The following is a 20,152-nucleotide window of genomic DNA, read 5'->3' as shown; positions in this document are numbered from 1 at the left end:
GGCGACACGTGCGCCTGCTGCAACGCGGCGACGGCTACGCCTACCACCTGCAAGGAGAAACCAGTGTGCCGCACTGACCGTTTCAACGGCGTTTCGCCTGGCGGCGAATCGCCTGTTCCTGCCCTGCTCCGCAGGGGACCGATTCCTCTCCGGCCTGAAGGCCGGAGTATCCACGGAGGCTTCCGATGACCGAGCCCAAGACCCACACCCTCGAGGTGCCCGGCGCCATTCTCCACTACGACATACACGAGGCCGAGGCGAGCGCCGCGCCGATTCTGCTGATGATCGGATCGCCGATGGACGCCACCGGGTTCGCCGGCCTGGCCGGGCGCGTCCGCGATCGTACGGTGGTCACCTATGACCCGCGCGGGATCGGGCGGAGCGAGCGGACCGACGGCGCCGCCGAGTCGACGCCCGAGCAGCACGCCGACGACCTGCACCGGCTGATCACCGCGCTCGGCGGCGGGCCGGTGGACATCTTCGCCAGCAGCGGGGGAGCCGTCAACGGGCTGGCGCTGGTGGCCCGGCATCCGGAGCAGGTCCGTACGCTCGTGGCGCACGAGCCGCCGGCCGCCCAGCTGCTGCCGGACCGGGAGCGCGCGCTGGCCGCGGTGGCGGACATCCGCCGGACGTATGACCGCGACGGGTTCGGGCCGGCGATGGCGAAATTCATCGCGGTCTCCAGCCTGCGGGGCGAGGTGCCGGCCGACATCGCCGAGCTGCCCCTTCCGAACCCGGCCGATCTCGGGTTCCCGGCGGACGACGACGGTTCTCGTGACGACCCGCTGTTCAGGCAGAACCTCATCACCTGTACGCACTACGAGCACGACTTCGAGGCGCTACGCGCGGCACGGACCCGCATCGTCGTCGGCGTCGGAGCCGAGTCGGAGGGGGAGATGGCCCACCGCGCGGGTGTGGCGGTCGCCGAACGGCTCGGCGTCAAGCCGGTGACCTTCCCCAGCCACCACGGCGGTTTCCTCGACGGCGATTTCGGCATGAAGGGCGACCCGGACGGCTTCGCCGTCACGCTGCGCCAGATTCTGGCCGAGTAGGGGGGCGGTGGCCGGGATGCGGTCCACCCTCTCGTTGGCGAGCATGTGGGTGGCTCGACGAGCAGATCGCAAGCGCGGCGGCGCCAGCCCGGCCAGCCGGAACAGGTGCGCGCGCTCGGCTTGCGACAACCGCAGCGCCCTGGCCAGGGCTTCGACGACCTGCGCCGACGGGTTGGACGCGCGGCCCTGCTCGAGGCGGGTGACGTAGTCGACGGAGACCCCGGCCAGCAGGGCCAGCTCCTCACGGCGCAGTCCGGCCGCGCGCCGATGCCCGCCGGCGGGCAGCCCCGCGGCCTCGGGCGGGACCCGGTCGCGCCAGAGGCGTACCGCCTGCCCGAACTCCGTTCTCGCCATGCTCACCAGTGTGCACTCCGCGCCGCGGACCTGCCTGGTACCGGCAGTCCCAGGAAGACGGACGACTGGCACATCACCGCAGATCACACCGTCTACATCGGCAACCGGACCCGAAAGCGGCGAGCGCCGCCCGCGTGGCGGCAGGGCCGCAGGCGCCCTCAGCGCCGTGGGCCGCTGCGGCCTCATCGTTGCGATGGCCGGCCTGGGCCGCGTGGTGTCACAGATTTGGTGGTCGCCCTGTCTTAGCTGAGGAACGAATCCGATTCAGCGCCGTGGTGAGAGAGGGCGGACCATGAGTGTGACATATCGCCGGAGATCGGCCTCCGCGCTTTCAATGGCTTCCGCGAGGGCGGCTCGCCGGGCGGTCACGGCTATGAGCGGCGTCAAGCCATGACGGGCGACGAGGGGACACGTTCCTGGTCGTCGAGCCGGCCGGACGAGGGCCCGAAGCCGGTGGGCTTGCGCGCCCTTCCCCGTCCCGTGGCGGTGGCGGTAGGGGGCGGGGGAGTGGTCGGGGCTGCGCAGGTCGGCGTCGGGCACGCACTGGAGCAGCGAGGATTCGTCCCGGACCTGATCATCGGAACCTCGGTGGGCGCCCTCAACGGAGCGATCGCGGCCGCTCGCCCGGGCCAGGCCGCAGCATGGCTGGATCACGTGTGGACCCATGCGCGGCGCCGTGAGGTGTTTCCGCTCGGCTGCCTGTCCTCGCGGGCCAGCATCTTCGCCGATCGCGGCCTGCGCAGGCTGATCGCTCGGGCCGAGCTGCCGTCGCGGATCGAACAGCTGGAGGTCCCCTTCACCGCGGTGGCCATGGATCTGGCCACCGGCGCTCAGGCGCTGCTCGACCACGGAGATCTCGAGTCCGCGCTGCTGGCCAGCGCAGCCATCCCGGGGGTCCTGCCCCCGGTGGATCGGGAGGGCCGGAGGCTCGTCGACGGCGGGGTGGTCGCCTTTGTCCCGGTACGGGCGGCCCTGCAGGCGGGGGCGGCCAGCGTGGTCGTGCTGTCGGCCGGGCGGGAGAGCTGGCCGCTGCGCCCGACCGTCCCGCCCCGGCGGGCCGACGCGGTCGCCGCCAGGGCAGGGCTCCTGCTGTTGCACCATCAGATCGAGCGCGACCTGCAGGAGGTATCCCGGCAGATTCCGACAGTCGTGGTGCCGACCGGTATCGAGACCTGGCCCGCCCCGTGGGATTTCGGCCATTCCCAGCGGCTGATCGATACGGCTTCCCTCGCGGCGGGCCGCTTTCTCGACGGGCTGCGCGTCAGCGGGCCCGGCCTGTATCGGGCCGACGAGCCTCCCGTGCCATCGGCCGGCCTGGACATGGCACGGACCGCTTCGGCATCGGAGGCCGGCCGATGAGCACCATCGCGTTCGTCAACATCCCCATGCACGGGCACACCAATCCGACGCTGCCGATCGTGGCCGAGCTTGTCCGTCGTGGTCACTCCGTCACGTATCACACCTCGCCCGAGTTCTCGGAGAAGGTCGAGGCCGCCGGTGCGACCGTGTGCCTCTACCCCGGGGGTGACCAGCCGCTCCCCGATCCGCCGACGCCGGTCACGATGCTGGACGGGCTTGCGCGCACCGCGGTCGGCCTGCTGCCCGCTGTGCTTTCCGACCTGCGTGACGTCCGGCCGGACCTGATCGTCCACGGCGCGGCCTGCCCCTGGGGCGCGGTCGCCGCCCGCGAACTCGACGTGCCGGCGGCTGCGTTGTTCACCACGTTCGCGTTCAACCGGTATGCACCCAGTCCCACCCGCGCCTCGTGGGAGCTGCTGGCCGCGGCGGCGACCCGGCCCGGCGACGTCCAGAGCTACCTGCGGTCGCGGTGGGGGTTGTACCGCCGCTACAACACCCGTGGGCTGCCACTCGTGGACTTCCTGAACGTGCGCCAGCCGCTCAACCTGGTCTTCACCTCGCGCGCGTTCCAGCCCGGCGTCGACGCCTTCGACCAGTCGTACCAGTTCGTCGGCCCAAGCCTCGGCGCCCGGCCACCCGACCCGTCGTTCCCGGCCGATCGCCTGCGAGCCCCGGTGCTGTACGCCTCGCTGGGCACGGTGTTCAATGCCGACCCGCAGTTGCTGCGCAACTTCGCCACCGCGCTCGCACCGCTGGGCGGCACCGTGATCATCTCCACCGGAGAGACCGATCCAGCCGCGCTGGGTCCGCTGCCGGGCAACGTGCTCGCCCGCCGCTTCGTGCCGCAACCAGAGGTGCTGGCCCGTGCTGCGCTGTTCGTCACGCACGGCGGGATGAACAGCGTCAACGAGGCCATGTACGCCGGGGTTCCGATGCTGGTGGTCCCGCAGGGCGCCGATCAGCCGCTCGTGGCCCGGCGGGTTGTCGAGCTCGGCGCCGGCCTGTCGATCCGTACGCAGGACGCCGCCGCCGGACCCGTGAACGCCCTCGCCGGACGTCTGCTCATCGAGCCACGCTTCCGGGCCGCGGCGGGAGCCTTGCAGGTCGCCCAGCGCGAGGCCGGCGGCTATCTGCGCGCCGCCGACGAGCTCGAGCGCTACCTGCACCGGGCCGGGCGGGTCAGCCGGCCGGCCCCGGCGGATTCGCCACAGGGGCGCTGACCGATGTCACCCTTGGTCGTCGTCCTGCTGTTGTGCGCCGGGCTGTCCGAGGCCGCCGGGCGGATCCTGCCCCTGGTGGCTCGCCGATCCAGCGTGCCGCGGCCCGTTGCGATCCTGCTCCTGCTGTTCGGCGCCGTGGTCGAGAGCGCCGTGTTCGCGCTGTGGCCACTGGCCGCATGGACTCTCGCCGAGCTGGTGCTGTCCGCTCCGCTGTCCGGCGTCGCCGCGCTGACCTGGACACCTGGCCTGGCCGCGCCGCTGCTTCTCGCCGCCGTCCTCGCATTCCCGCTGCTCGGCCCCTTGCTGCACCTGCTGCTCTTCGTGGGGGTCGGGGCAAGCCTCGTCGCCCCGCTCGCCGCGGCGACGGGGCTGGGCTGGTGGGCTGCCGCGGGCTGCGTGGCCATCGCCGGCATCGGGCTCGGCGTCGCCGTGGAGGCGGTTCGGCGCCTGGTCGTGAAGATCAGTATCACCGGGGCGCAGGAGCTGTGCACATGATCGAGTTCCCGCTCCTTGTCCTGGTGCTCGGTCCGGTCCTGCTCGCCGAGGCGCTGCTCGCCCGTTACGAGGTGATGGCCTACACCGCCGGCTGGCGGACTCCCACCACCGAGCTCCCACAGGGCATGCCCTACGCCCGGGGTGCGGACCCCGACCGTCCTCCGGACGCCTACCTGGTCTATCTGGACGGCATCGGGAAACGTCGCTTCACCGACACCCGCGACGGGGGCCAGCTGGTCAAGGCCCTGATCGCCGGAGCGCCGGAACTGCGGGTGCTGGGTCAGGTGCAGCCCTACTCGCCACTGGCCGACCCGCTCGTCAACCGGCCTGTGTGGGAGTGGGTCCGCCACCACATCGGGCTCCTGCTCTTCCTGCACAACGTCATGCAGATCTTCGTCGCCGCCGACCGCCGGTACCGGCCCGTGTACAACCGCGCCGTGGGCACCCAGATCGCCACCCAGCTGCGCCTGGCCGGTTACCGGCCCGACAGCGGCATACCCGTGGTGCTGCTCAGCTACAGCGGCGGCGCCCAGGTCGCCACCGGCGCGGTTGAAGAACTGCGCACCCAGCTGCGCGCCCCGCTCCTGCTGATCACCATCGGCGGGTTCCACAACGGCGCCAACGATCTCACCCACGCCCATCATCTGCATCGGCTCACCAGTGACAGCGACTGGATCGAGCGGGTCTGCACCTGGATCTTCCCTCAGCGCTGGCGGCTGTTCGGCCGCAGTAGATGGAACCGGGCCGTCCGCGCCGGAAAGATCACCACACACGCGCTCGACCCGGTCACCCACATGGGCCGGCACAGCTACATCAGCCCGGAGGCGCAGCTGCCCGATGGCCGCAGCTACCTCGACCGCACCGCCGACACCGTGATCGCACTCATTCGTGCCCACCGCGGCGCGACCGCCGCGCCAGGCGCGGCCGACCAGGGCCGTCCGATCAGCCGCTAGACCCGCACCTCCGAGGTCCTGCGGAACAGTTCGATCACGGCCGCGTAGCCGTCGCCGCCGTGTCCCTCGGCCACGGCGCGGTCGCCCAGGGCCTTGAAGAATCTCGGCAGGTCGGCGTTGACCCCGAGGGCCTCGCTCTCGTGGACGAGGAGGTCCATCGCGGCCAGATGGGTGTCGATCGTGGCGTCGGAGGCCGGGTACGCGCCGTCGTGGATCTGCTGGGCGTACCCGGACAACCAGCCGGCCGCGGTTGCGATGTTCTGCCGGGCGAACGAGACGAAGGTCGAGGCGTCCACGCCCGCCGTATCGAGCAGAGCGGCACCATACAGGAAGCCGTTCAGAACGCTCCACATCAAGCTCGCCCCGGCCGCGGCGTACAGCGTGGACAGGCCGTGGTCGGCACCGAGGTACATCGCTCCTGCGCCGAGGCTCCGCAGGGTGGCTTCGTGCAGCGCGAAGGTCGATCGCGGGCCGCAGTAGAGGATAAGCGCCTCCTCCGTGCCGATCGCCTGGGGGATGGCCATGATCGCGCCGCCGAGGTAGGCGGCGCCGCGTCGCGACGCCCACTCGGCGGTGTCCCGCGTCTCCTGGGACGTGCCCGAGGTCAGGTTCACCAGGACCCGTCCGTCAAGAACGTCGCCCAGCGGTTCGAGCAGCTTGTGCACGGCGTCGTGGTCCGTGACGCACACGACCACAAGCGGGCTGGCCGCGACGGCCTCGCCGGCCGAGTCGGCGAGGCTCGCGCCTTGGGCGACGAGCTGCTCGGCCCTCGCCGCCGTACGGTTCCACACGGTCGTGGGGTGCCCTTCGCGCAGGAACGCCCCGGCCAGCGCCTGACCCATCAGGCCCAGTCCGATGACCGTCACCGGCGTACGGCTCTCCGCACGGTTCTGCATTATTCGCTCCCTCTGAATGAGTTGGCAGACACTGGGAGAATCCTCAACGTTCACACCGGCATGAAGGTCAAGGGGGAATGAGCATGCTGATCGGAGAACTGAGCCGGCGCACCGGAGTCCGCACACATCAGCTGCGCTACTACGAGGCCCAGGGCCTCCTGGAGCCGCGCCGAAGCCCCGGCGGCTACCGCGAGTACACCGACGACGCCATCCTGACCGTGACCCAGATCAGGAAACTCCTCGCCGCCGGACTGTCGACCGACGACATCGCCTACATGCTTCCCTGCGTCACCGGACCGGAGCCCGACCTGGAGCCGTGCCCCGAACTCCTGGACGCCCTACGCGAACGCCTGCGCGGGATGGACGAGCACATCGACACTCTCGTCCGTTCCCGCCAGGCCCTCGCCGACTACATCGAAGCCACCGAGCAGCGCGCCGCAGAGGACTACCCGCCCCGCGACTCCACCCCATAGATACTCATCAAGAAATGCATGGCTCAGCGCGGATGGCCTTACCAGGTCTGGCGGCCCCTGACCGAGGGCCGTCCTCTCGGATACGCGCTAAATGATGTCGCCTGGGCGCAAAAGAATGGCTACGGGAGCCGCATCAGAGAGAAGCTCGACAATGCGCCAGATTCCAGAGCTCCTACCAGGAGGGATTTGCCCTTTTCGCCTGATCGATCCGGTCACGAGAACGAGCCACACCCAGGTCAGATCGCATCTGTCCGCCCACCCCATTCAGCGGGGACGGCAGTTATGACGGCCCATGGTTGCCTATCAAGACGAGAAGGAAAGGATGGGGGAGCATGGTCCTTCAGAGAACAGTCGCTGGTGTATCGGCCGCACTGACTAAGGTTGGCTGCCGCGGCTGCGCTTGTTGCCGCTGGATCGGCGTGTCACGCGGCGCAAGCGTCACTCCCTGATTCGTCGGGTCGTTCGACGAGTTTGCCGTTCTCAAACTTCGCTCCGGCACGGACCAGGGCCACGAGGTGGGGTGTGTTGACGCGCGCCACCTGGCTTGGGCGGACTCGATGAGTTTGAACGCCATCGCGACGCCGGCGGCCCGAAAGCCGGGTCCCTTGGTACCTGCTGCCGCGGACGGTGGCGAAGGTGGACTCGGTGGTCATCTCGCCGACCAACCCCGACCAGAAACCGCGCACCACCATCCAAAAGAACCTTCGCCACCCCAAAGGCCGTTGCCCGGCGCGGGCCCCCGGATCGGGCAACGGCCTTCACAACACCCGACATTTTCGAGGGTGTAGCTCGTTCTCCGCAAGCGCTGTCTGCCCCGTGGCGGCAATGCCCGCGCATGCTCGCCGCCGTCGTCGATGACACGCTGAAACCGCCCCTCACCTTGGTGTTTCGATCCTGAGTTGAACAGGATGACCGGCGGCGTATCCAGCGTGTGCACTGGTACCGCTTCGATACGAGCCGCCGATCAACGGCAGAAAGCCGAGGTATTCCGTGCAAACATCCGTTGCGATTACCCGCTCGAAGTTAGCCAAGATCGCCCTGGTGGCAGTCCTGGGATGCGCGCCCCTAGGTCCGATGCAAGGCTCGGCCACAGCTGATACCGCCCAGAAGGCCGTGGCTGCCAAGCAACTGGATCGCCCTAAGCCTAAGCAGAACAAGAACGCGACACTCAAAAAGCTCCGGCACCTGACGGGCACCAGTTGGAACAGCTACTCAAGCTGGGACAACATGCGCCAGAACAGACGCCTGGACAAGTACGGCTTCGACTGGAGCACCGACGGATGCTCTCACGCCCCAGACAAACCGGACGGCTTCAACTTCTACTGGGCCTGCTGGCGGCACGACTTCGGATACCGCAACCACAAGAAGCTGGTCGGCAAGGCGGAGTTCAAGGCGCGATACAAGAGCCGGGTAGACAGCGCCTTCCACCAGGACATGCTCCGCGTGTGCATGTTCCTGCCGATCAAAGGGCCGATATACCGAAAGTGCAAGGGATACGCCAAGACCTACTACGAGACAGTCAAGAAGCTGGGAGCTTGAGACTCCCATAGATCCTGGCTCAATGGGGCCCAGCATCTCACACGCCTGCACCGAACGGCAGATGACTGGAGCGCCAGCAGGGTGATCCGGCGGCAGCGCACAACTCAATTCGGCAGGAAGAAGGGTGACGCTTCGATGGACGATCGGATCGTAGTGACCGGCGGATCCGGAATGCTGGGGGACAGTCTGGTTCGCCGGTTGGCGCATGCGGGATATGCGGTTCACAGTGTGGATCTGCGCGCGCCCGCGGAGCCGGCGCACGGCGTGGAGCACACGGCCGGAGATATCGGTGATAAGGCATTGCTTACCGACCTGTTCTCCGGTGCCACCGCCGTCGTGCACTGTGCCAGCGGATTGCCGAGCTATTCGAAGGGACGACTCCGGGAGATCAGCGTCGACGGCACCCGCAATGTCTTCGAGGCCGCCCGCGCCGCCGGGGTGCACCGCGTCGTCCATGTCTCCTCGGCCGCGGTCTACGGCCTGCCGTTCGAGGTGCCGACTCCGGAGACGCATCCGCGCCGGCCGGTGGACGCCTACAGCCGGGCCAAGGCGGAGGCGGAGGAGATCGCCGAGGAATTTCGCGGCACCGGAATGTGCGTATCGATTCTTCGCCCGAAGACCTTTCTCGGCCCTGGCCGCATGGGCCTGTTCGCGATGCTTTTCGAATGGGCTGCGGATGGCCACAACTTTCCCGTTCTCGGGCGCGGCGACGTGCTCAGCCAGATGCTCGCCGTGGAGGACCTCGTCGAGTTCATCATGCTGCTGATGTCGGCGCCCGACGAGGTCGCCGACGACACCTACAATCTGGGTGCCGCCGAGTTCGGAACGCTGCGCGCCGCGTTTCAGTCGGTACTCGATGCCGCGGGGCACGGTAAGCGTGTTGTATCGCTGCCGGTACGGCCCGCCCTGCCGCTGCTGCGGCTGCTCGAGCGCAGCCACCTGTCTCCGGTTTATCGCCGGCTGGCGCACAAGCTGCTCATTGATTCGTACGTGTCCATCGACAAGGCACGTGACCGACTTGGATTCACGCCACGGTTCTCCAATGAGGACGCGATTCTGCGCTCTTATCACTGGTGGCGTGGGCAGCGCCCGGTAGGTGTCGGCCGGACCAGCCGGGACGCCTGGCGGCAGGGAGTCCTGTCGCTGGCGAGAGTCTTCTTCTAAGGCGGGCGGCAGCATGGGCAGCGTCAACGTTGCGCGTGAACGACCCGCCAAGCGGGCCAGGGCCGGTGTGCGGCGGCAGGTCATGGACCTCTTCCTGCTGGCCCGGCCGGCGCACTGGGCCAAGAGCGTGCTGGTGGTGCCGATTGCGCTGGTGGACCTGGCGGTGTGGTCGTGGCCCGCCCTGGAGCGCGTGGCCTGGTCCATCGCGGCGTTCATTCTCGCCGCCGCCGTGATCTATCTCGTCAACGACCTCGTCGACCAGCGCCTCGACCGGCTGCACCCGGGCAAGTGCCGGCGCCCGATCGCGGCCGGCCGGCTCTCCGTCACCGCGGTCACCCTGTACGGCACAGTACTGACCGGCGGTCTGAGCCTGCTGTTCGCGTACGCGCCGCACGGCGGCTCCTGGCCGGTATTCGGCTATCTCGGCCTGAACCTCGCCTACAGCGCCGGCCTAAAGCGGCTGCCGTTGATCGATATGGGCGTGGTCTCCGGCGGGTTCGTGTTGCGCGTCGTTCAGGGATACCTGGCCACCGACGCCGCGCTACCCGGCTGGTTGCTCATCGCGGTCTTCTCCGGATCGCTCCTGCTGATCCTCGGAAAACGCCGGTACGAGCTGGTGGAGGTCGGCGTCGAGCACCGCCCCTCGCTCCGCGGCTACTCGGTGGAATTCCTGAACCAGTTGCTGCTGCTCGCCAGCGTGGTCTGCCTCGCCGCCACGTCGGCGTACCTGGCCACCGAGGCACCGATCGCACCGCACAGGCAGGAGGCTCTGCTGATCTCCCTACCTTTCGTGCTGTACGCGCTCTCCCGCTACCTCCAAGTGGTTCTGGTGCTGAAGGGAGGCGGTGACCCGGTCCGGTTGCTGCTGCGGGATCGCGCCCTCATCGCGTCCATCGGGATCTGGGTCTGCGCGATCGGCGCGCTCGTACTCGCGACCAAGATCCCGTCCATCAGTCCAATCCATCTACCGTGAGAAGCCGAGGTGGCCACCTCCATGGATGACAACGAGTTCGATGTGGCGATACTCATCAACTACTACGCGCCGTACGTCAGCGGCCTGACGATCCATACCCAGCGCCTTGCCGAGGGCTTGGCCGAACGTGGAAAGCGCGTCGCGGTCGTGGCCGTTCAGCACGACAAGTCGCTGCCTCTTCGCGAGGTCCGCGCCGGTGTCTCGGTCTTTCGCAGTCCAGTCTCCCGGACGATCGGGCGAGGGCCGGTGAGTCCGCACTTCGTGTCGCTTGCCCGGCATGTCGCTCGCAGGTCGGCGATCGTCAACCCGCACGTACCGATGCTCGAGGTGGCGCCCATCGCGCTGGGGGTGCGAGATCGGCCACTGGTGACGACGCATCACATCGACCTGTGGTTGCCGCCAGGCGTGGTCAACGCGGTCGCGACGCGGGCGGTCGACGTCTCCACGTGGGCCGCGATGCGGCGCTCCGATGCGGTCGTGCTGAACAGCACGGATCAAGCACGTGGTTCGAAGCTGTGGCCCCTGATCAGGCGGAGGAACTGGCGGGGAATCGCGCCGCCGTGCCTCGACCGCCGTGGGGGCCAGCCCGGCTATCGGGACGGGAGTGGCCTGCACATCGGGTTCCTCGGGCGCATCGTCGAGGACAAGGGGATCGAATACCTGGTACGGGCATTTCAGCAGCTTGCTGATCCGGACGCCCGACTGCTGATCGGTGGCGATTGGATCAAGGTGGCCGGTGGCGGGATCGAGGATCGGCTTCGTCCGCTCATCGGCGACGACAAGCGGATTCGGATGCTAGGCCTGCTCAGCGGGAGCCAGATCGACGATTTCTACGCGTCGATCGATGTCTTCGCCCTGCCTTCCGTCGCTGAGTCCTTCGGTACTGTCCAGGCGGAGGCGATGATGGCCGACATCCCGTCGGTCACCACGGACCTTCCCGGAGGGCGTTCGCCCGTCCTGCAGACGGGGTTCGGCCGCCTGGTTCCGCCACGTGATCCGGCCTCGCTGGCCGATGCGATCACCGAGTTGGCGGCACTAACTCCCGACGAGCGCGCCGAGGGGGGCCGCCGGGCCCGCGAGCTCTACGGCGTGAACACCTTCCTGGATGCCTACGAGGAGCTGTTCGACCAGGTCACCCCTATGGAGAACAGGTCGGCGATCGGTGCCCGGCGGCAGAGCACGCTGGTGCAGTAGTGGCGAGCTCACCGAACGGCCGCCGACGTTTGCTCAAGCTTCTCCGAACGACCGTCTATTCGATCATCGTCGCATTTCTGTGCTGGCAGATCTGGCGTGTGCGGTATGGGCTCGGCGACAGTCTGAGTTCTGTCGGCTGGAGCGCCGTCGGCCTCGCGGCCGGATTCACCGTGGTGGGCACCTTTCCCGGATTCTTCGGGTGGAGACTGCTGGTAACCGGCACCGGTATACGACTGACGGTTTCCGACGCGGCTTGGGTGTTCTTCCTGTCCGGAGTGACACGCTACCTTCCCGGTGCGATCTGGCCCCCGATCGTGCAGGCTGCGCTCGCGAGGAGGGTCGGAGCGCCAGCGGCCGGGCTCATGGCGGCTGGTCTGATCACGCTCGTTCTGACCGCGCTCAGCGGGAGCATCGTCGGTTTGCTGGCGGTCCCCCACCTGGCGGCGGACGATCCAATATGGTGGCTGTCGTTGCCGCTCGTGCTCTCCGCCGCCGGCGCGGTCATGCTGGCGCCGCGCTTGTTCAGGAGGCTGCTCGGCCTCGGACAACGCATATTGCGACGTGGAGACCACGAGATCGCGCTGCCCACCGGCAAGACCTCAATCGGAGTGATCGCACTCAACGTCCTTGGGTGGTGCTGCAACGGCACGCACGCGGCGATCCTCGCAGTCGCCCTCGGCGCACCTCCCGCATCCGCGATGACACTCGGCATAGGCGGATTCGTACTCAGCGCGGTCGCCGGAGCGCTGTCGCAGGCACCTGCCGGCCTCGGAGTACGTGAGGTCGTGCTCGGCCTCACGCTCGGCGCCCTGGTCAGTGGCCCGGACCTCGTCACACTGCTGCTGCTGAGCCGGCTTCTCACAACTTTGGGGCACGTGATCGCGACCCTCGGAGTGCTGGGACTGCTGGCCGGGACCCGCTTCGTGGCGGCCAGACGAAGAGCAGCTCAAACATCGCCCGTCCGATCACTTACAAGGGAGTAGGCCATGATGCGCGTCATAGGTACCGGGTACGGCCGGACGGGGACGACATCCCTCAAGGCGGCGCTGGTACAACTCGGCTTCGGGCCGTGTCTTAGCGCAGGGGACGTATTCAGGAATCCCCAGCTGATCCGGCCACTGCTCGGAGCCGTCGAAGGCGGATCGGCGAACTGGGCGGAGATACTCACTGGATATGAATCAATGGTGTGCGAACCGGCGACACCCTGCTGGCGGCAACTTGTCGAGCAGTACCCGCAGGCGAAGGTCGTGCACACGGTGCGCGACCCGGAGCAATGGATAAACAGTGTGCAAAGGACGCTGCTGAAGCGGCGACGGCACATGAATACGTTGTACGGCCAGGCCGCCATCCGACTGTCGTCGGTGCTCGGCACAGATTTCGCCCCACTGATCAAGCTGTTTCAGCTGACGCTCGAAGGACAGGCCCTGAAATCAGTGAACGAGCGGAGACCGGAACGCGCCATCGAGCAGTTCCAGGCACACACAGATCAGGTCATAGAGGCCGTCCCCGCCGATCGGTTGCTCATTTACCACATCCGCGATGAATGGGGACCACTGTGCGAGTTCCTCGGTGTTGATGTACCGGCGGAACCGTTTCCCCTGAAGAGCACCACAGTGGAGTTTCCCACTAGCCGTGGCTTCGGAAGAGAAGCAGCGTCGCTCTTCCTGAGCAGGACCCGGTGATCGGCCGCTGGGGCAAGGGAGCGCGGCTCCTCGTCGCGGCCACGGCAGCATGGACCACGTTCCTCATCCTGCATGTTCTACTCGCCGGCAACTGGTGGCCGTGGGTCATCGTCGAGATGACACCTCCGCTTACCACGGTGGCAGTGCCCATGCTGCTACTCGCATTCGTGCCGTTCGCGCGCCCGGTGCGCCGCCGGCTATCCATACTCCTGGTTCTCCTGCTGCTGGCCGGAGCCTATTTGGCCGGCTACGGCCGCGGGTGGACGGGCTCCGCCACCGCCAGCCCAAGGGATACGGCGATCAAGGTCTTTGCCTGGAACACCAACTACTGGGAGATGGAAAACGATCCGGACTCCTTCTACGCCTTCTTGCGCCGACAGAACGCCGATGTCTATCTCTTGCAGGAACACCTGTACGGGGTAATCAACAATACGTCGTACAATCAGGTGATTCGCATTGACGCCACGGCCAGCTTGCGCGCGACATTCCCGGGTTACCAGATATCCGTTGAAGGCGAGTTCATCACCCTCTCTCGGCTGCCCATCGTCGCAGCGCACCACCAGACAGTTCCCAGTGCTGGCGATGACTGGTTCTGGAAGGGGCCGAAGTTCCAGCGCACCGAAATCCGGGTCGGCAGGCGCACGGTCTCCTTCTACAACGTGCACCTTCCGGGTCCCTTCCGGGGCGGCAATCCCTTTACCGGAGGTTTCTATCAGCGCCAGAAGAAGCAGAGCATCTGGCGGTTCGAGAACCTCCGTAAGCTGCACACGGACGTGGCCGGCAACCCCCATCCGATCGTGTTGGCCGGTGACTTCAACTCGCCCTGGACGGAGCTGTACTCCTTCCCGCCCGGCACCCAGGCGCATGGCCCTCCGGGCGCCCTTGCACCCCTGCACACGTGGCCCATTTCCCGCTTCTCACTGCCTCGGATGTGGCGTCTCGACTGGCTGTACACCACTGGCGACCTGGCCATTCCCAGCTACCACCTCGACGGTGGGGGCAAGGCCCTGTCCGACCACGCGGCCCAGGAATTCCGCGTAATCGTTCCCGACGAGGCACACGAACAGAAGGGCCCGTGACATGAGGATCGTCATCGTCTCCACCGGCGCACCGCCCGATCCCTTTGGCGGGATCGGTACCTACATAGAGGGGCTGCTCGGCGGCCTGACCTCCCAGGACGCCGAGGTCCATCTGGTAGGCGCGTCCCGGCACCACCGCCTTCCGCGCGTGTTCCAGTACCACGGGGCGACCATCCGCCGAGTGCTCGTCACCCCGCCGTGGGCACGTACCTCACTGCCGCGCTCGCGAATCGGGATGATGGCCGCGGTCGCCCGGCTGAACATCGTCGGGGTTTGGTATGCCCGGTGGCTGCACGCCCGGGAGAAGGTCGACCTGGTCGCGGTGCACGACTGGATGTGCGCGCCAGCCGGTCTGATCTGTGCCGTCCTGTTCCGGATACCGGTCTGCTATCACGTGCACTCCGCCGAGATTTTTCTCCGAGACCGGGGCCGGGGCTTGGTCGCCGCGCTCGGTCGGACACTGAACCGGGCGCTGAGCCGTCGAGCCCGGTTGATCATGGTTCCGTCACCGCACACCAAAGCTGGCATCCCTCACCTGGCTGGACGTGCCGACGTTGCCGTGGTTTCGCATGGCGCTGGGAAAGCCTGGCGGATGGAATGCCCTGACGACATCGAACGCGCCGCCGTACGGGACAAGGTCCGGGCGCTGTACGGGATCCCTGACGAACGGCGAATGATCATGTTCGCCGGCCGGTACGGGCCACACAAGGGGGTGACCGAGCTGATCGAGACGGTCCGTCGGATGCTGGCCGACGGCACCGACGTCACCTTGGTCATGGCTGGCACCGGCTGGCCCGACGACACCTCCATCGACCAGCGGCTGCGCGAGCGGGTCGAGGAGGCGGGGCTGGCCGGGCACGTGCACGTACTCGGGCGATACCTGGACACCGGCGAGCTCCGTGACCACGTGGTGGCGGCCGACGCGTGCGTCTTCCCGTCGACCTCGGAGTCGTTCGGGTTCGCCGCCCTGGAGGCGATGGCACTGCGGGCCCGGGCCGTGGTCGGCCCCGGGTTCGACCCGGACGTGGTCGGCAGCGCCGAGGGGGCGTGCGCGCAGACCGCGACGCTTGATCCAGACGAGCTGGCGGCCGCGCTGCTCCGGGTGCTGAGCGACGACGATCCGGCGCTGGGCGACCGTGCCCGCCGGTACGTCCTCGGCCGCCATTCCTGGGATATGACGGCCGCCCGCACGCTGCGGGCGTACGCCGAGGCGGTCCGGCGGTGAGCCCACACCTTGCCGGCGAGGAGTTCGCGGGCCATGACCATACCTTGGATCTGGTTGGTGCCTTCGTAGATCTCGGTGATCTTGGCGTCACGCATCATGCGTTCGACGGGGTAGTCGCGGGTGTAGCCGTAGCCACCGAGGAGCGTGTACTCCTCCGGCAGTGAGTACATGGGAAAGCCGATGGCCACGTGTCGATATCAGGACTTCCTGCGAAAGGAGACACATTGGCGCACCGCCTTACGGTGATCGGCACCGGATACCTGGGCGCGACCCATGCCGCGTGCATGGCCGAGCTCGGGTTCGAGGTGCTGGGCATCGACGTCGATCATGAGAAGGTGGCCCGGCTGGCGGCCGGCGACCTTCCCATCTATGAGCCAGGCCTGGAGCAAATCCTGCGCCGGAACCTCGACGTCGGGCGCCTCGCGTTCACGACATCGTTCGAGGAGGTCGCCGAGTTCGGTGACGTCCACTTTCTGTGCGTGGGCACGCCCCAGCTCGCCGACTCCAACGCCGCCGACCTGAGCCAGGTCAACGGCGCCATCGACGCGCTCCTCCCGCACCTGCGGCGGGAATGCCTGATCGTCGGCAAGTCCACGGTTCCGGTCGGCACCGCCGCCGGGCTGGCCGAGCGGATCACCGCGGGCGCGCCCATCGGCGACGGTGTCGAGCTGGCGTGGAACCCGGAGTTCCTGCGCGAGGGGTACGCGGTGCAGGACACGCTGCGCCCCGACCGCATCGTCATCGGCGCCACCTCGGAGCGGGCCGAGAAGGTGCTTCGCGAGGTGTATGCGAAGCTGCTTGCCGAGGGCATCCCGCTGGTGATCACCGACTACCAGACCGCGGAGCTGGTGAAGGTCTCGGCGAACGCGTTCCTCGCCACCAAGATCTCGTTCATCAACGCGATGGCCGAGGTCTGTGAAACCTCGCACGCCGACGTCACCAAGCTCTCGGAGGCGCTCTCCTACGACGACCGCATCGGCAACAAGTTCCTGAACCCGGGGCTCGGCTTCGGCGGCGGCTGCCTGCCCAAGGACATCCGCGCGTTCATGGCCCGCGCCGGGGAGCTGGGCGTGGATCAGGCGCTCTCGTTCCTCCGCGAGGTCGACGCGATCAACATGCGGCGCCGGGCCCGTACGGTCGACCTGGTCCGCGAACTGCTTGGCGGCACGCTCGCGGGGAAGGTGATCGGCGTGCTCGGGGCGTCGTTCAAGCCCGGCTCCGATGACATCCGCGACTCTCCCGCGCTGGACGTCGCCTCCACGATCCGCGACCAGGGCGGCACGGTCACCGTCTACGATCCTGCGGCGCTGGCCAACGCCCGCCGGGTGCACCCGCACCTGGGTTACGCCACGTCAACACGGGAGGCGGTGTGCGGCGCGGACGCCGTGCTGCTGCTCACCGAGTGGCGCGAGTTCCGCGACATGGATCCCGAGGAGCTCGGGAAGGCGGTCCGGGCCCGCAACATTGTCGACGGGCGCAACACCCTGGACGCCGAGCGCTGGCGCGGGACCGGCTGGACGTACCGGGCGCTGGGCCGCCCGTAGCCGCAGGATCACGGCACCCTGGGCTCGGCCACGTAGACGGTTCTACGGAGGAGACGCCTGTCGCGGTTGAACTGTGCGGGATCGTGGCTATTACCGTCACAGGCCGGCCATACTGCGGACGCCTGGGACGTGTCTCACGCTGAGGCGAGCATCATCGGGGCCTGGTGCGACGCGCGAGCAGCGTAACAATGTTGTCGCCCTGGGCCTCTGCGTGAGCTCGGCGATCATCGCGCAGAGCGCGGTGATCCCGCCGGTACAACCGGTTGCTCGTCCCGCTCACCGCGGCCGGCCAATCTCAAGCGCCACCCGAACTCCGAGCAGCGCTCAAGACCATCACCCGGCACGTCGACGACGGCGCGGTGACCGTGCGCTACCGGGCTGAGCCGCCCGCCACCGCCGAAGACGTCACCGAGGCCATGACGGCCTGCGCGGGTCTCCGCAGGTCCCTCGATGACGCGGTTCTTGAAGACGCCGGCCTGGGCGGCCTCACGGGGTCTGCTCGTCGATCTCGCACTTGGTGAAGACCCATTGGTGGCCGCCGCTGTTCTTCAGCGACCAGTACATCCACGCCGTTCCAGCCAGGTCGACGCTGACGGTGAAGTCGAGCGTGATGGCGCCGCCGGAGACGTTTGCGGTCTGCGTGCCGCCGCCGTTCGGCGTGATGAGCTGGTACTGCGTGCTGGTGGCGTTGGTGGTGTCGAGGTGGAAGCGCAGCCGGTAGGTGCGCGGGTTGCCGTCGGGCACCCGCACGTACGGCAGCACAAGCTGGGCCACCGAGGCCGGGATCACGTTCGGGTTGAAGGCGACGTTGTTCGGGGTGAAGGCGTGCACCCCGTAGAGCACGAGCTGGGTGTCGGCCGAAGTGACGTGCTGGGGGTCCACGGTGCCGACCGGCGTCCAGCCGGATGCCGCGCCGTTCTGCGCACCCGCGCCGGGTGCGAGCCCTGCCCAGAGCAGCACGGCCGCCAGGCCCGCCAGCGCTGATCTTCTTGCGGTGGTACCCATTAAGCGCTCCCTTGCGATCGTCGTCGTGTCGCGGGATGTGCTCAACCGATGCTGCGCGCGAAGCAGGCGCAGGAAAACTGCCCGCGGAGGAACAACTGTGGGCGGACGGCCTGCCATACCTGTCGAGGGGGAAACGATCAACGGGCTTGTGGCCCGTGATCTCGGCCTCGATGTCAACCGGAGCTTCCTCACAAGGCATGGGGCTCGTATGTCGCCGGATGGTATTGATTGATACCATCATGTGTGATACCGTTATGAACGTAACGGAATTAGGCCACGTTGAGCTGGTGGGGGGTAGGCGATCGTGGACGTGTATGAGGCGGTCACGAGCCGGCGGGCGGTGCGGGGGTTCACCGACCGGCCTGTCCCGCGGGAGGTGCTGGAGCGCGTGCTGTCCGCCGCGGCTTGGGCGCCGTCCGGATCGAACCTCCAGCCGTGGCACGCCTTCGTGCTGACCGGCGGGCCGCTGGCCGAGCTCAAGAAGCGCGTCGGCGAGCGCCTGGCCGCAGGCGACGCCTGGGACGAGCGGGAGTACGAGATGTATCCGCCCGCGTTGAAGTCCCCGTACTGCGAGCGCCGGTCCGCCTTCGGCAAGGAGCGTTACGGCGCGCTGGGTATCGCGCGCGAGGACTGGGAGGCGCGCCAGCGGGCGGCTGCCGGCAACTGGCAGTGTTTCGGCGCGCCCGCCGCCCTGTTCTGCTACATCGACCGTGACATGGGTCTGCCGCAATGGGCCGATGTCGGCATGTATCTGCAGACCGTCATGCTGCTGCTGCGCGCCGAAGGGCTGCACAGTTGCCCGCAGATGGCATGGGCGAAGTATCACAAGACCGTCGCGGAGGTCCTGTCGCCCCCGGATGGGCTCATCCTGTTCTGTGGCATGTCGATCGGGTTCGAGGACGTCACGGTGGGTTACGCCCGTACGGGCCGGGCGCCGCTCGACGAGACGGTCACGTTCGTCGAGGGATTAGCCCGATGGAGAAGGACCATGAACACCGGACGAGTCGTCGTCAACCGCGGGCCGCTTACCGGCGCACCCGTTCGCGGAGATCACCCCTGACGCCCGGCACCGGCCTCGCCGGGTCAACCCGTCTGCTCGACCGTGAACTGGGCGGCTGCGACATCACGCGGACGTGATCACCCGGGTTCACCGTCGCCGAACAGGCGCGCAAGACGTTCCCCGCGGCGCGGCTGGAAGCGCAGCGCACCGCCTGCGCCCTGGGGCTCGACCAGCCCCTGAAGACCTCGTCGGCACGGTCTTCTCTCTCACCTCGTCCCACGCGGACTTCATCACCAGCCAGACCGTCAATGGCGACGGCGGCACGTTCATGCCTTGAGAGGAAATGCAATGACTTACACCGTTGGTTACATCGTCGGGAGCCTGTCCCAGAAATCGATCAACAGGACGCTCGCTCTAGCTCTGAGCCGTCTCGCGCCGCCGGAACTCCGCCTCACGGAGATCCCCATCGGCGAGCTGCCCCTGTACAGCTACGACCACGACTCGAGCTACCCCGCCGTGGCGCAGGAGTTCAAGGACGCGATCAAAGCCTCCGACGCCCTCCTGTTCGTCACCCCGGAGTACAACCGGTCCATTCCGGGCGCGCTGAAGAACGCCATCGACTGGGCGACCCGGCCCTATGGCTCCAACGTGCTGAACGGCAAGCCGTCCGCGATCATCGGAGCCTCGCCCGGCCCCATCTCCACCGCGATCGCGCAGCAGCACCTCAAGACCATCCTGTCCTTCACCAACTCCCCGGTGCTGGGTCAGCCCGAGGCCTACATCCAGTTCACCAAGGAACTGATTGACGACGAGGGCGATATCCAGGTGCCGTCCGTCGCCGGATTTCTGACCGGATACATGCGGGCCTTCACGGCGCACATCCGGCGCCACCACCACGACATCCCGGACCTGTAGACCACACTGAGCCTTCGTCATCGCCGCCGG

The 20,152-nt window shown here is 67.8% G+C and carries 19 protein-coding genes and 3 pseudogenes; 17 read left to right on the top strand and 5 right to left on the bottom strand.

Annotation, left to right across the window (positions count from 1 at the left end; translation table 11 throughout):
* Positions 1 to 185 precede the first annotated feature (185 nt).
* On the top strand, positions 186 to 1,052 hold the full coding sequence (locus ABN273_RS51430) for an alpha/beta fold hydrolase (RefSeq protein ID WP_349457024.1): 867 nt from the start codon (positions 186 to 188) through the stop codon (positions 1,050 to 1,052).
* Between the two features lie 114 nt (positions 1,053 to 1,166).
* On the opposite strand, the pseudogene ABN273_RS51425 reads toward ABN273_RS51430, so the two are convergent.
* Positions 1,167 to 1,406: pseudogene (locus ABN273_RS51425) on the bottom strand (helix-turn-helix domain-containing protein); the annotation flags it as partial.
* Between the two features lie 390 nt (positions 1,407 to 1,796).
* On the opposite strand from ABN273_RS51425, the gene ABN273_RS51420 reads away from it, so the two are divergent.
* The 4 genes from ABN273_RS51420 to ABN273_RS51405 are packed head-to-tail and all read left to right on the top strand — an operon-like array spanning position 1,797 to position 5,433.
* Entirely contained in the window at positions 1,797 to 2,765 is a 969-nt protein-coding gene (locus ABN273_RS51420; RefSeq protein ID WP_349457023.1) for a patatin-like phospholipase family protein, read from the top strand.
* A complete protein-coding gene (locus ABN273_RS51415; RefSeq protein ID WP_349457022.1) occupies positions 2,762 to 3,985 on the top strand; it encodes a macrolide family glycosyltransferase in 1,224 nt (407 codons plus the stop codon). The genes ABN273_RS51420 and ABN273_RS51415 overlap by 4 nt, the downstream gene beginning before the upstream one ends.
* A gap of 3 nt (positions 3,986 to 3,988) precedes the next feature.
* Positions 3,989 to 4,480, top strand: a complete 492-nt coding sequence (locus ABN273_RS51410; RefSeq protein ID WP_349457021.1) for a hypothetical protein — start codon at positions 3,989 to 3,991, stop codon at positions 4,478 to 4,480.
* The gene (locus ABN273_RS51405; protein WP_349457020.1) at positions 4,477 to 5,433 is read left to right on the top strand and encodes a hypothetical protein; all 957 of its coding nucleotides are present in this window, start codon (positions 4,477 to 4,479) and stop codon (positions 5,431 to 5,433) included. The genes ABN273_RS51410 and ABN273_RS51405 overlap by 4 nt, the downstream gene beginning before the upstream one ends.
* Here ABN273_RS51405 and ABN273_RS51400 read toward each other — a convergent pair.
* Entirely contained in the window at positions 5,430 to 6,329 is a 900-nt protein-coding gene (locus ABN273_RS51400; protein ID WP_349457019.1) for an NAD(P)-dependent oxidoreductase, read from the bottom strand. The genes ABN273_RS51405 and ABN273_RS51400 overlap by 4 nt on opposite strands.
* 83 nt (positions 6,330 to 6,412) lie before the next feature.
* Here ABN273_RS51400 and ABN273_RS51395 point away from each other — a divergent pair, with 83 nt between their 5' ends.
* Positions 6,413 to 6,802, top strand: a complete 390-nt coding sequence (locus tag ABN273_RS51395) for a MerR family transcriptional regulator (protein WP_349457018.1) — start codon at positions 6,413 to 6,415, stop codon at positions 6,800 to 6,802.
* A 422-nt stretch (positions 6,803 to 7,224) separates the two neighbouring features.
* Here ABN273_RS51395 and ABN273_RS51390 read toward each other — a convergent pair.
* Positions 7,225 to 7,449, bottom strand: a pseudogene (locus tag ABN273_RS51390) (IS256 family transposase); the annotation flags it as partial.
* A 427-nt stretch (positions 7,450 to 7,876) separates the two neighbouring features.
* Here ABN273_RS51390 and ABN273_RS51385 point away from each other — a divergent pair.
* From ABN273_RS51385 to ABN273_RS51350, 8 genes are all read left to right on the top strand, one after another.
* Complete coding sequence (locus tag ABN273_RS51385) at positions 7,877 to 8,341, top strand: phospholipase (protein WP_349457026.1); 465 nt, start codon at positions 7,877 to 7,879, stop codon at positions 8,339 to 8,341.
* Positions 8,342 to 8,476: 135 nt separating this feature from the next.
* On the top strand, positions 8,477 to 9,505 hold the full coding sequence (locus tag ABN273_RS51380; RefSeq protein ID WP_349457017.1) for an NAD-dependent epimerase/dehydratase family protein: 1,029 nt from the start codon (positions 8,477 to 8,479) through the stop codon (positions 9,503 to 9,505).
* A 13-nt stretch (positions 9,506 to 9,518) separates the two neighbouring features.
* Positions 9,519 to 10,478: a UbiA prenyltransferase family protein gene (locus tag ABN273_RS51375; RefSeq protein WP_349457016.1), complete on the top strand. Its 960-nt coding sequence runs from the start codon at positions 9,519 to 9,521 to the stop codon at positions 10,476 to 10,478.
* A 21-nt stretch (positions 10,479 to 10,499) separates the two neighbouring features.
* Positions 10,500 to 11,672 carry a glycosyltransferase family 4 protein gene (locus tag ABN273_RS51370; protein WP_349457015.1) on the top strand — a complete coding sequence of 391 codons (1,173 nt, stop codon included), beginning with the start codon at positions 10,500 to 10,502 and terminating at the stop codon, positions 11,670 to 11,672.
* Entirely contained in the window at positions 11,672 to 12,655 is a 984-nt protein-coding gene (locus tag ABN273_RS51365; RefSeq protein ID WP_349457014.1) for a lysylphosphatidylglycerol synthase domain-containing protein, read from the top strand. Before ABN273_RS51370 ends, ABN273_RS51365 begins: the two co-directional genes overlap by 1 nt.
* 3 nt (positions 12,656 to 12,658) lie before the next feature.
* Positions 12,659 to 13,354 (top strand): sulfotransferase family protein, encoded by a 696-nt coding sequence (locus tag ABN273_RS51360; RefSeq protein ID WP_349457013.1) that lies wholly within the window; start codon positions 12,659 to 12,661, stop codon positions 13,352 to 13,354.
* Complete coding sequence (locus ABN273_RS51355; RefSeq protein ID WP_349457012.1) at positions 13,351 to 14,433, top strand: endonuclease/exonuclease/phosphatase family protein; 1,083 nt, start codon at positions 13,351 to 13,353, stop codon at positions 14,431 to 14,433. Before ABN273_RS51360 ends, ABN273_RS51355 begins: the two co-directional genes overlap by 4 nt.
* 1 nt (position 14,434) lies before the next feature.
* Positions 14,435 to 15,658: a glycosyltransferase family 4 protein gene (locus ABN273_RS51350; RefSeq protein ID WP_349457011.1), complete on the top strand. Its 1,224-nt coding sequence runs from the start codon at positions 14,435 to 14,437 to the stop codon at positions 15,656 to 15,658.
* A gap of 17 nt (positions 15,659 to 15,675) precedes the next feature.
* Here ABN273_RS51350 and ABN273_RS51345 read toward each other — a convergent pair.
* Positions 15,676 to 15,801 (bottom strand): annotated as a pseudogene (locus tag ABN273_RS51345) (acyl-CoA dehydrogenase family protein); the annotation flags it as partial.
* A gap of 81 nt (positions 15,802 to 15,882) precedes the next feature.
* Here ABN273_RS51345 and ABN273_RS51340 point away from each other — a divergent pair.
* Entirely contained in the window at positions 15,883 to 17,202 is a 1,320-nt protein-coding gene (locus ABN273_RS51340) for a UDP-glucose dehydrogenase family protein (RefSeq protein WP_349457010.1), read from the top strand.
* 486 nt (positions 17,203 to 17,688) lie between these two features.
* Here ABN273_RS51340 and ABN273_RS51335 read toward each other — a convergent pair whose 3' ends face one another.
* Complete coding sequence (locus ABN273_RS51335) at positions 17,689 to 18,207, bottom strand: hypothetical protein (RefSeq protein WP_349457009.1); 519 nt, start codon at positions 18,205 to 18,207, stop codon at positions 17,689 to 17,691.
* A gap of 304 nt (positions 18,208 to 18,511) precedes the next feature.
* Here ABN273_RS51335 and ABN273_RS51330 point away from each other — a divergent pair, with 304 nt between their 5' ends.
* Together ABN273_RS51330 and ABN273_RS51325 are read left to right on the top strand one after the other, a co-directional pair.
* The gene (locus tag ABN273_RS51330) at positions 18,512 to 19,267 is read left to right on the top strand and encodes a nitroreductase (RefSeq protein WP_349457008.1); all 756 of its coding nucleotides are present in this window, start codon (positions 18,512 to 18,514) and stop codon (positions 19,265 to 19,267) included.
* A 288-nt stretch (positions 19,268 to 19,555) separates the two neighbouring features.
* Positions 19,556 to 20,122: an NADPH-dependent FMN reductase gene (locus ABN273_RS51325; RefSeq protein ID WP_349457007.1), complete on the top strand. Its 567-nt coding sequence runs from the start codon at positions 19,556 to 19,558 to the stop codon at positions 20,120 to 20,122.
* Positions 20,123 to 20,152 lie beyond the last annotated feature (30 nt).

Origin of the sequence: Nonomuraea sp. B19D2 (assembly GCF_040137845.1) — a bacterium.
Classification (GTDB): Bacteria; Actinomycetota; Actinomycetes; order Streptosporangiales; family Streptosporangiaceae; genus Nonomuraea.
Note: the sequence above shows the minus strand (reverse complement) of the source record. Positions and strands in the feature narration are given on the sequence as shown.

Excerpts from the sequence above, each read along its gene's own strand:
- ABN273_RS51430 (WP_349457024.1), top strand. The coding sequence starts at position 186 with ATGACCGAGCCCAAGACCCACACCCTCGAGGTGCCCGGCGCCATTCTC.
- ABN273_RS51420 (WP_349457023.1), top strand. The coding sequence starts at position 1,797 with ATGACGGGCGACGAGGGGACACGTTCCTGGTCGTCGAGCCGGCCGGAC.
- ABN273_RS51415 (WP_349457022.1), top strand. The coding sequence starts at position 2,762 with ATGAGCACCATCGCGTTCGTCAACATCCCCATGCACGGGCACACCAAT.
- ABN273_RS51410 (WP_349457021.1), top strand. The coding sequence starts at position 3,989 with ATGTCACCCTTGGTCGTCGTCCTGCTGTTGTGCGCCGGGCTGTCCGAG.
- ABN273_RS51405 (WP_349457020.1), top strand. The coding sequence starts at position 4,477 with ATGATCGAGTTCCCGCTCCTTGTCCTGGTGCTCGGTCCGGTCCTGCTC.
- ABN273_RS51400 (WP_349457019.1), bottom strand. The coding sequence starts at position 6,329 with ATGCAGAACCGTGCGGAGAGCCGTACGCCGGTGACGGTCATCGGACTG.
- ABN273_RS51395 (WP_349457018.1), top strand. The coding sequence starts at position 6,413 with ATGCTGATCGGAGAACTGAGCCGGCGCACCGGAGTCCGCACACATCAG.
- ABN273_RS51385 (WP_349457026.1), top strand. The coding sequence starts at position 7,877 with ATGCAAGGCTCGGCCACAGCTGATACCGCCCAGAAGGCCGTGGCTGCC.
- ABN273_RS51380 (WP_349457017.1), top strand. The coding sequence starts at position 8,477 with ATGGACGATCGGATCGTAGTGACCGGCGGATCCGGAATGCTGGGGGAC.
- ABN273_RS51375 (WP_349457016.1), top strand. The coding sequence starts at position 9,519 with ATGGGCAGCGTCAACGTTGCGCGTGAACGACCCGCCAAGCGGGCCAGG.
- ABN273_RS51370 (WP_349457015.1), top strand. The coding sequence starts at position 10,500 with ATGGATGACAACGAGTTCGATGTGGCGATACTCATCAACTACTACGCG.
- ABN273_RS51360 (WP_349457013.1), top strand. The coding sequence starts at position 12,659 with ATGATGCGCGTCATAGGTACCGGGTACGGCCGGACGGGGACGACATCC.
- ABN273_RS51350 (WP_349457011.1), top strand. The coding sequence starts at position 14,435 with ATGAGGATCGTCATCGTCTCCACCGGCGCACCGCCCGATCCCTTTGGC.
- ABN273_RS51335 (WP_349457009.1), bottom strand. The coding sequence starts at position 18,207 with ATGGGTACCACCGCAAGAAGATCAGCGCTGGCGGGCCTGGCGGCCGTG.
- ABN273_RS51325 (WP_349457007.1), top strand. The coding sequence starts at position 19,556 with ATGACTTACACCGTTGGTTACATCGTCGGGAGCCTGTCCCAGAAATCG.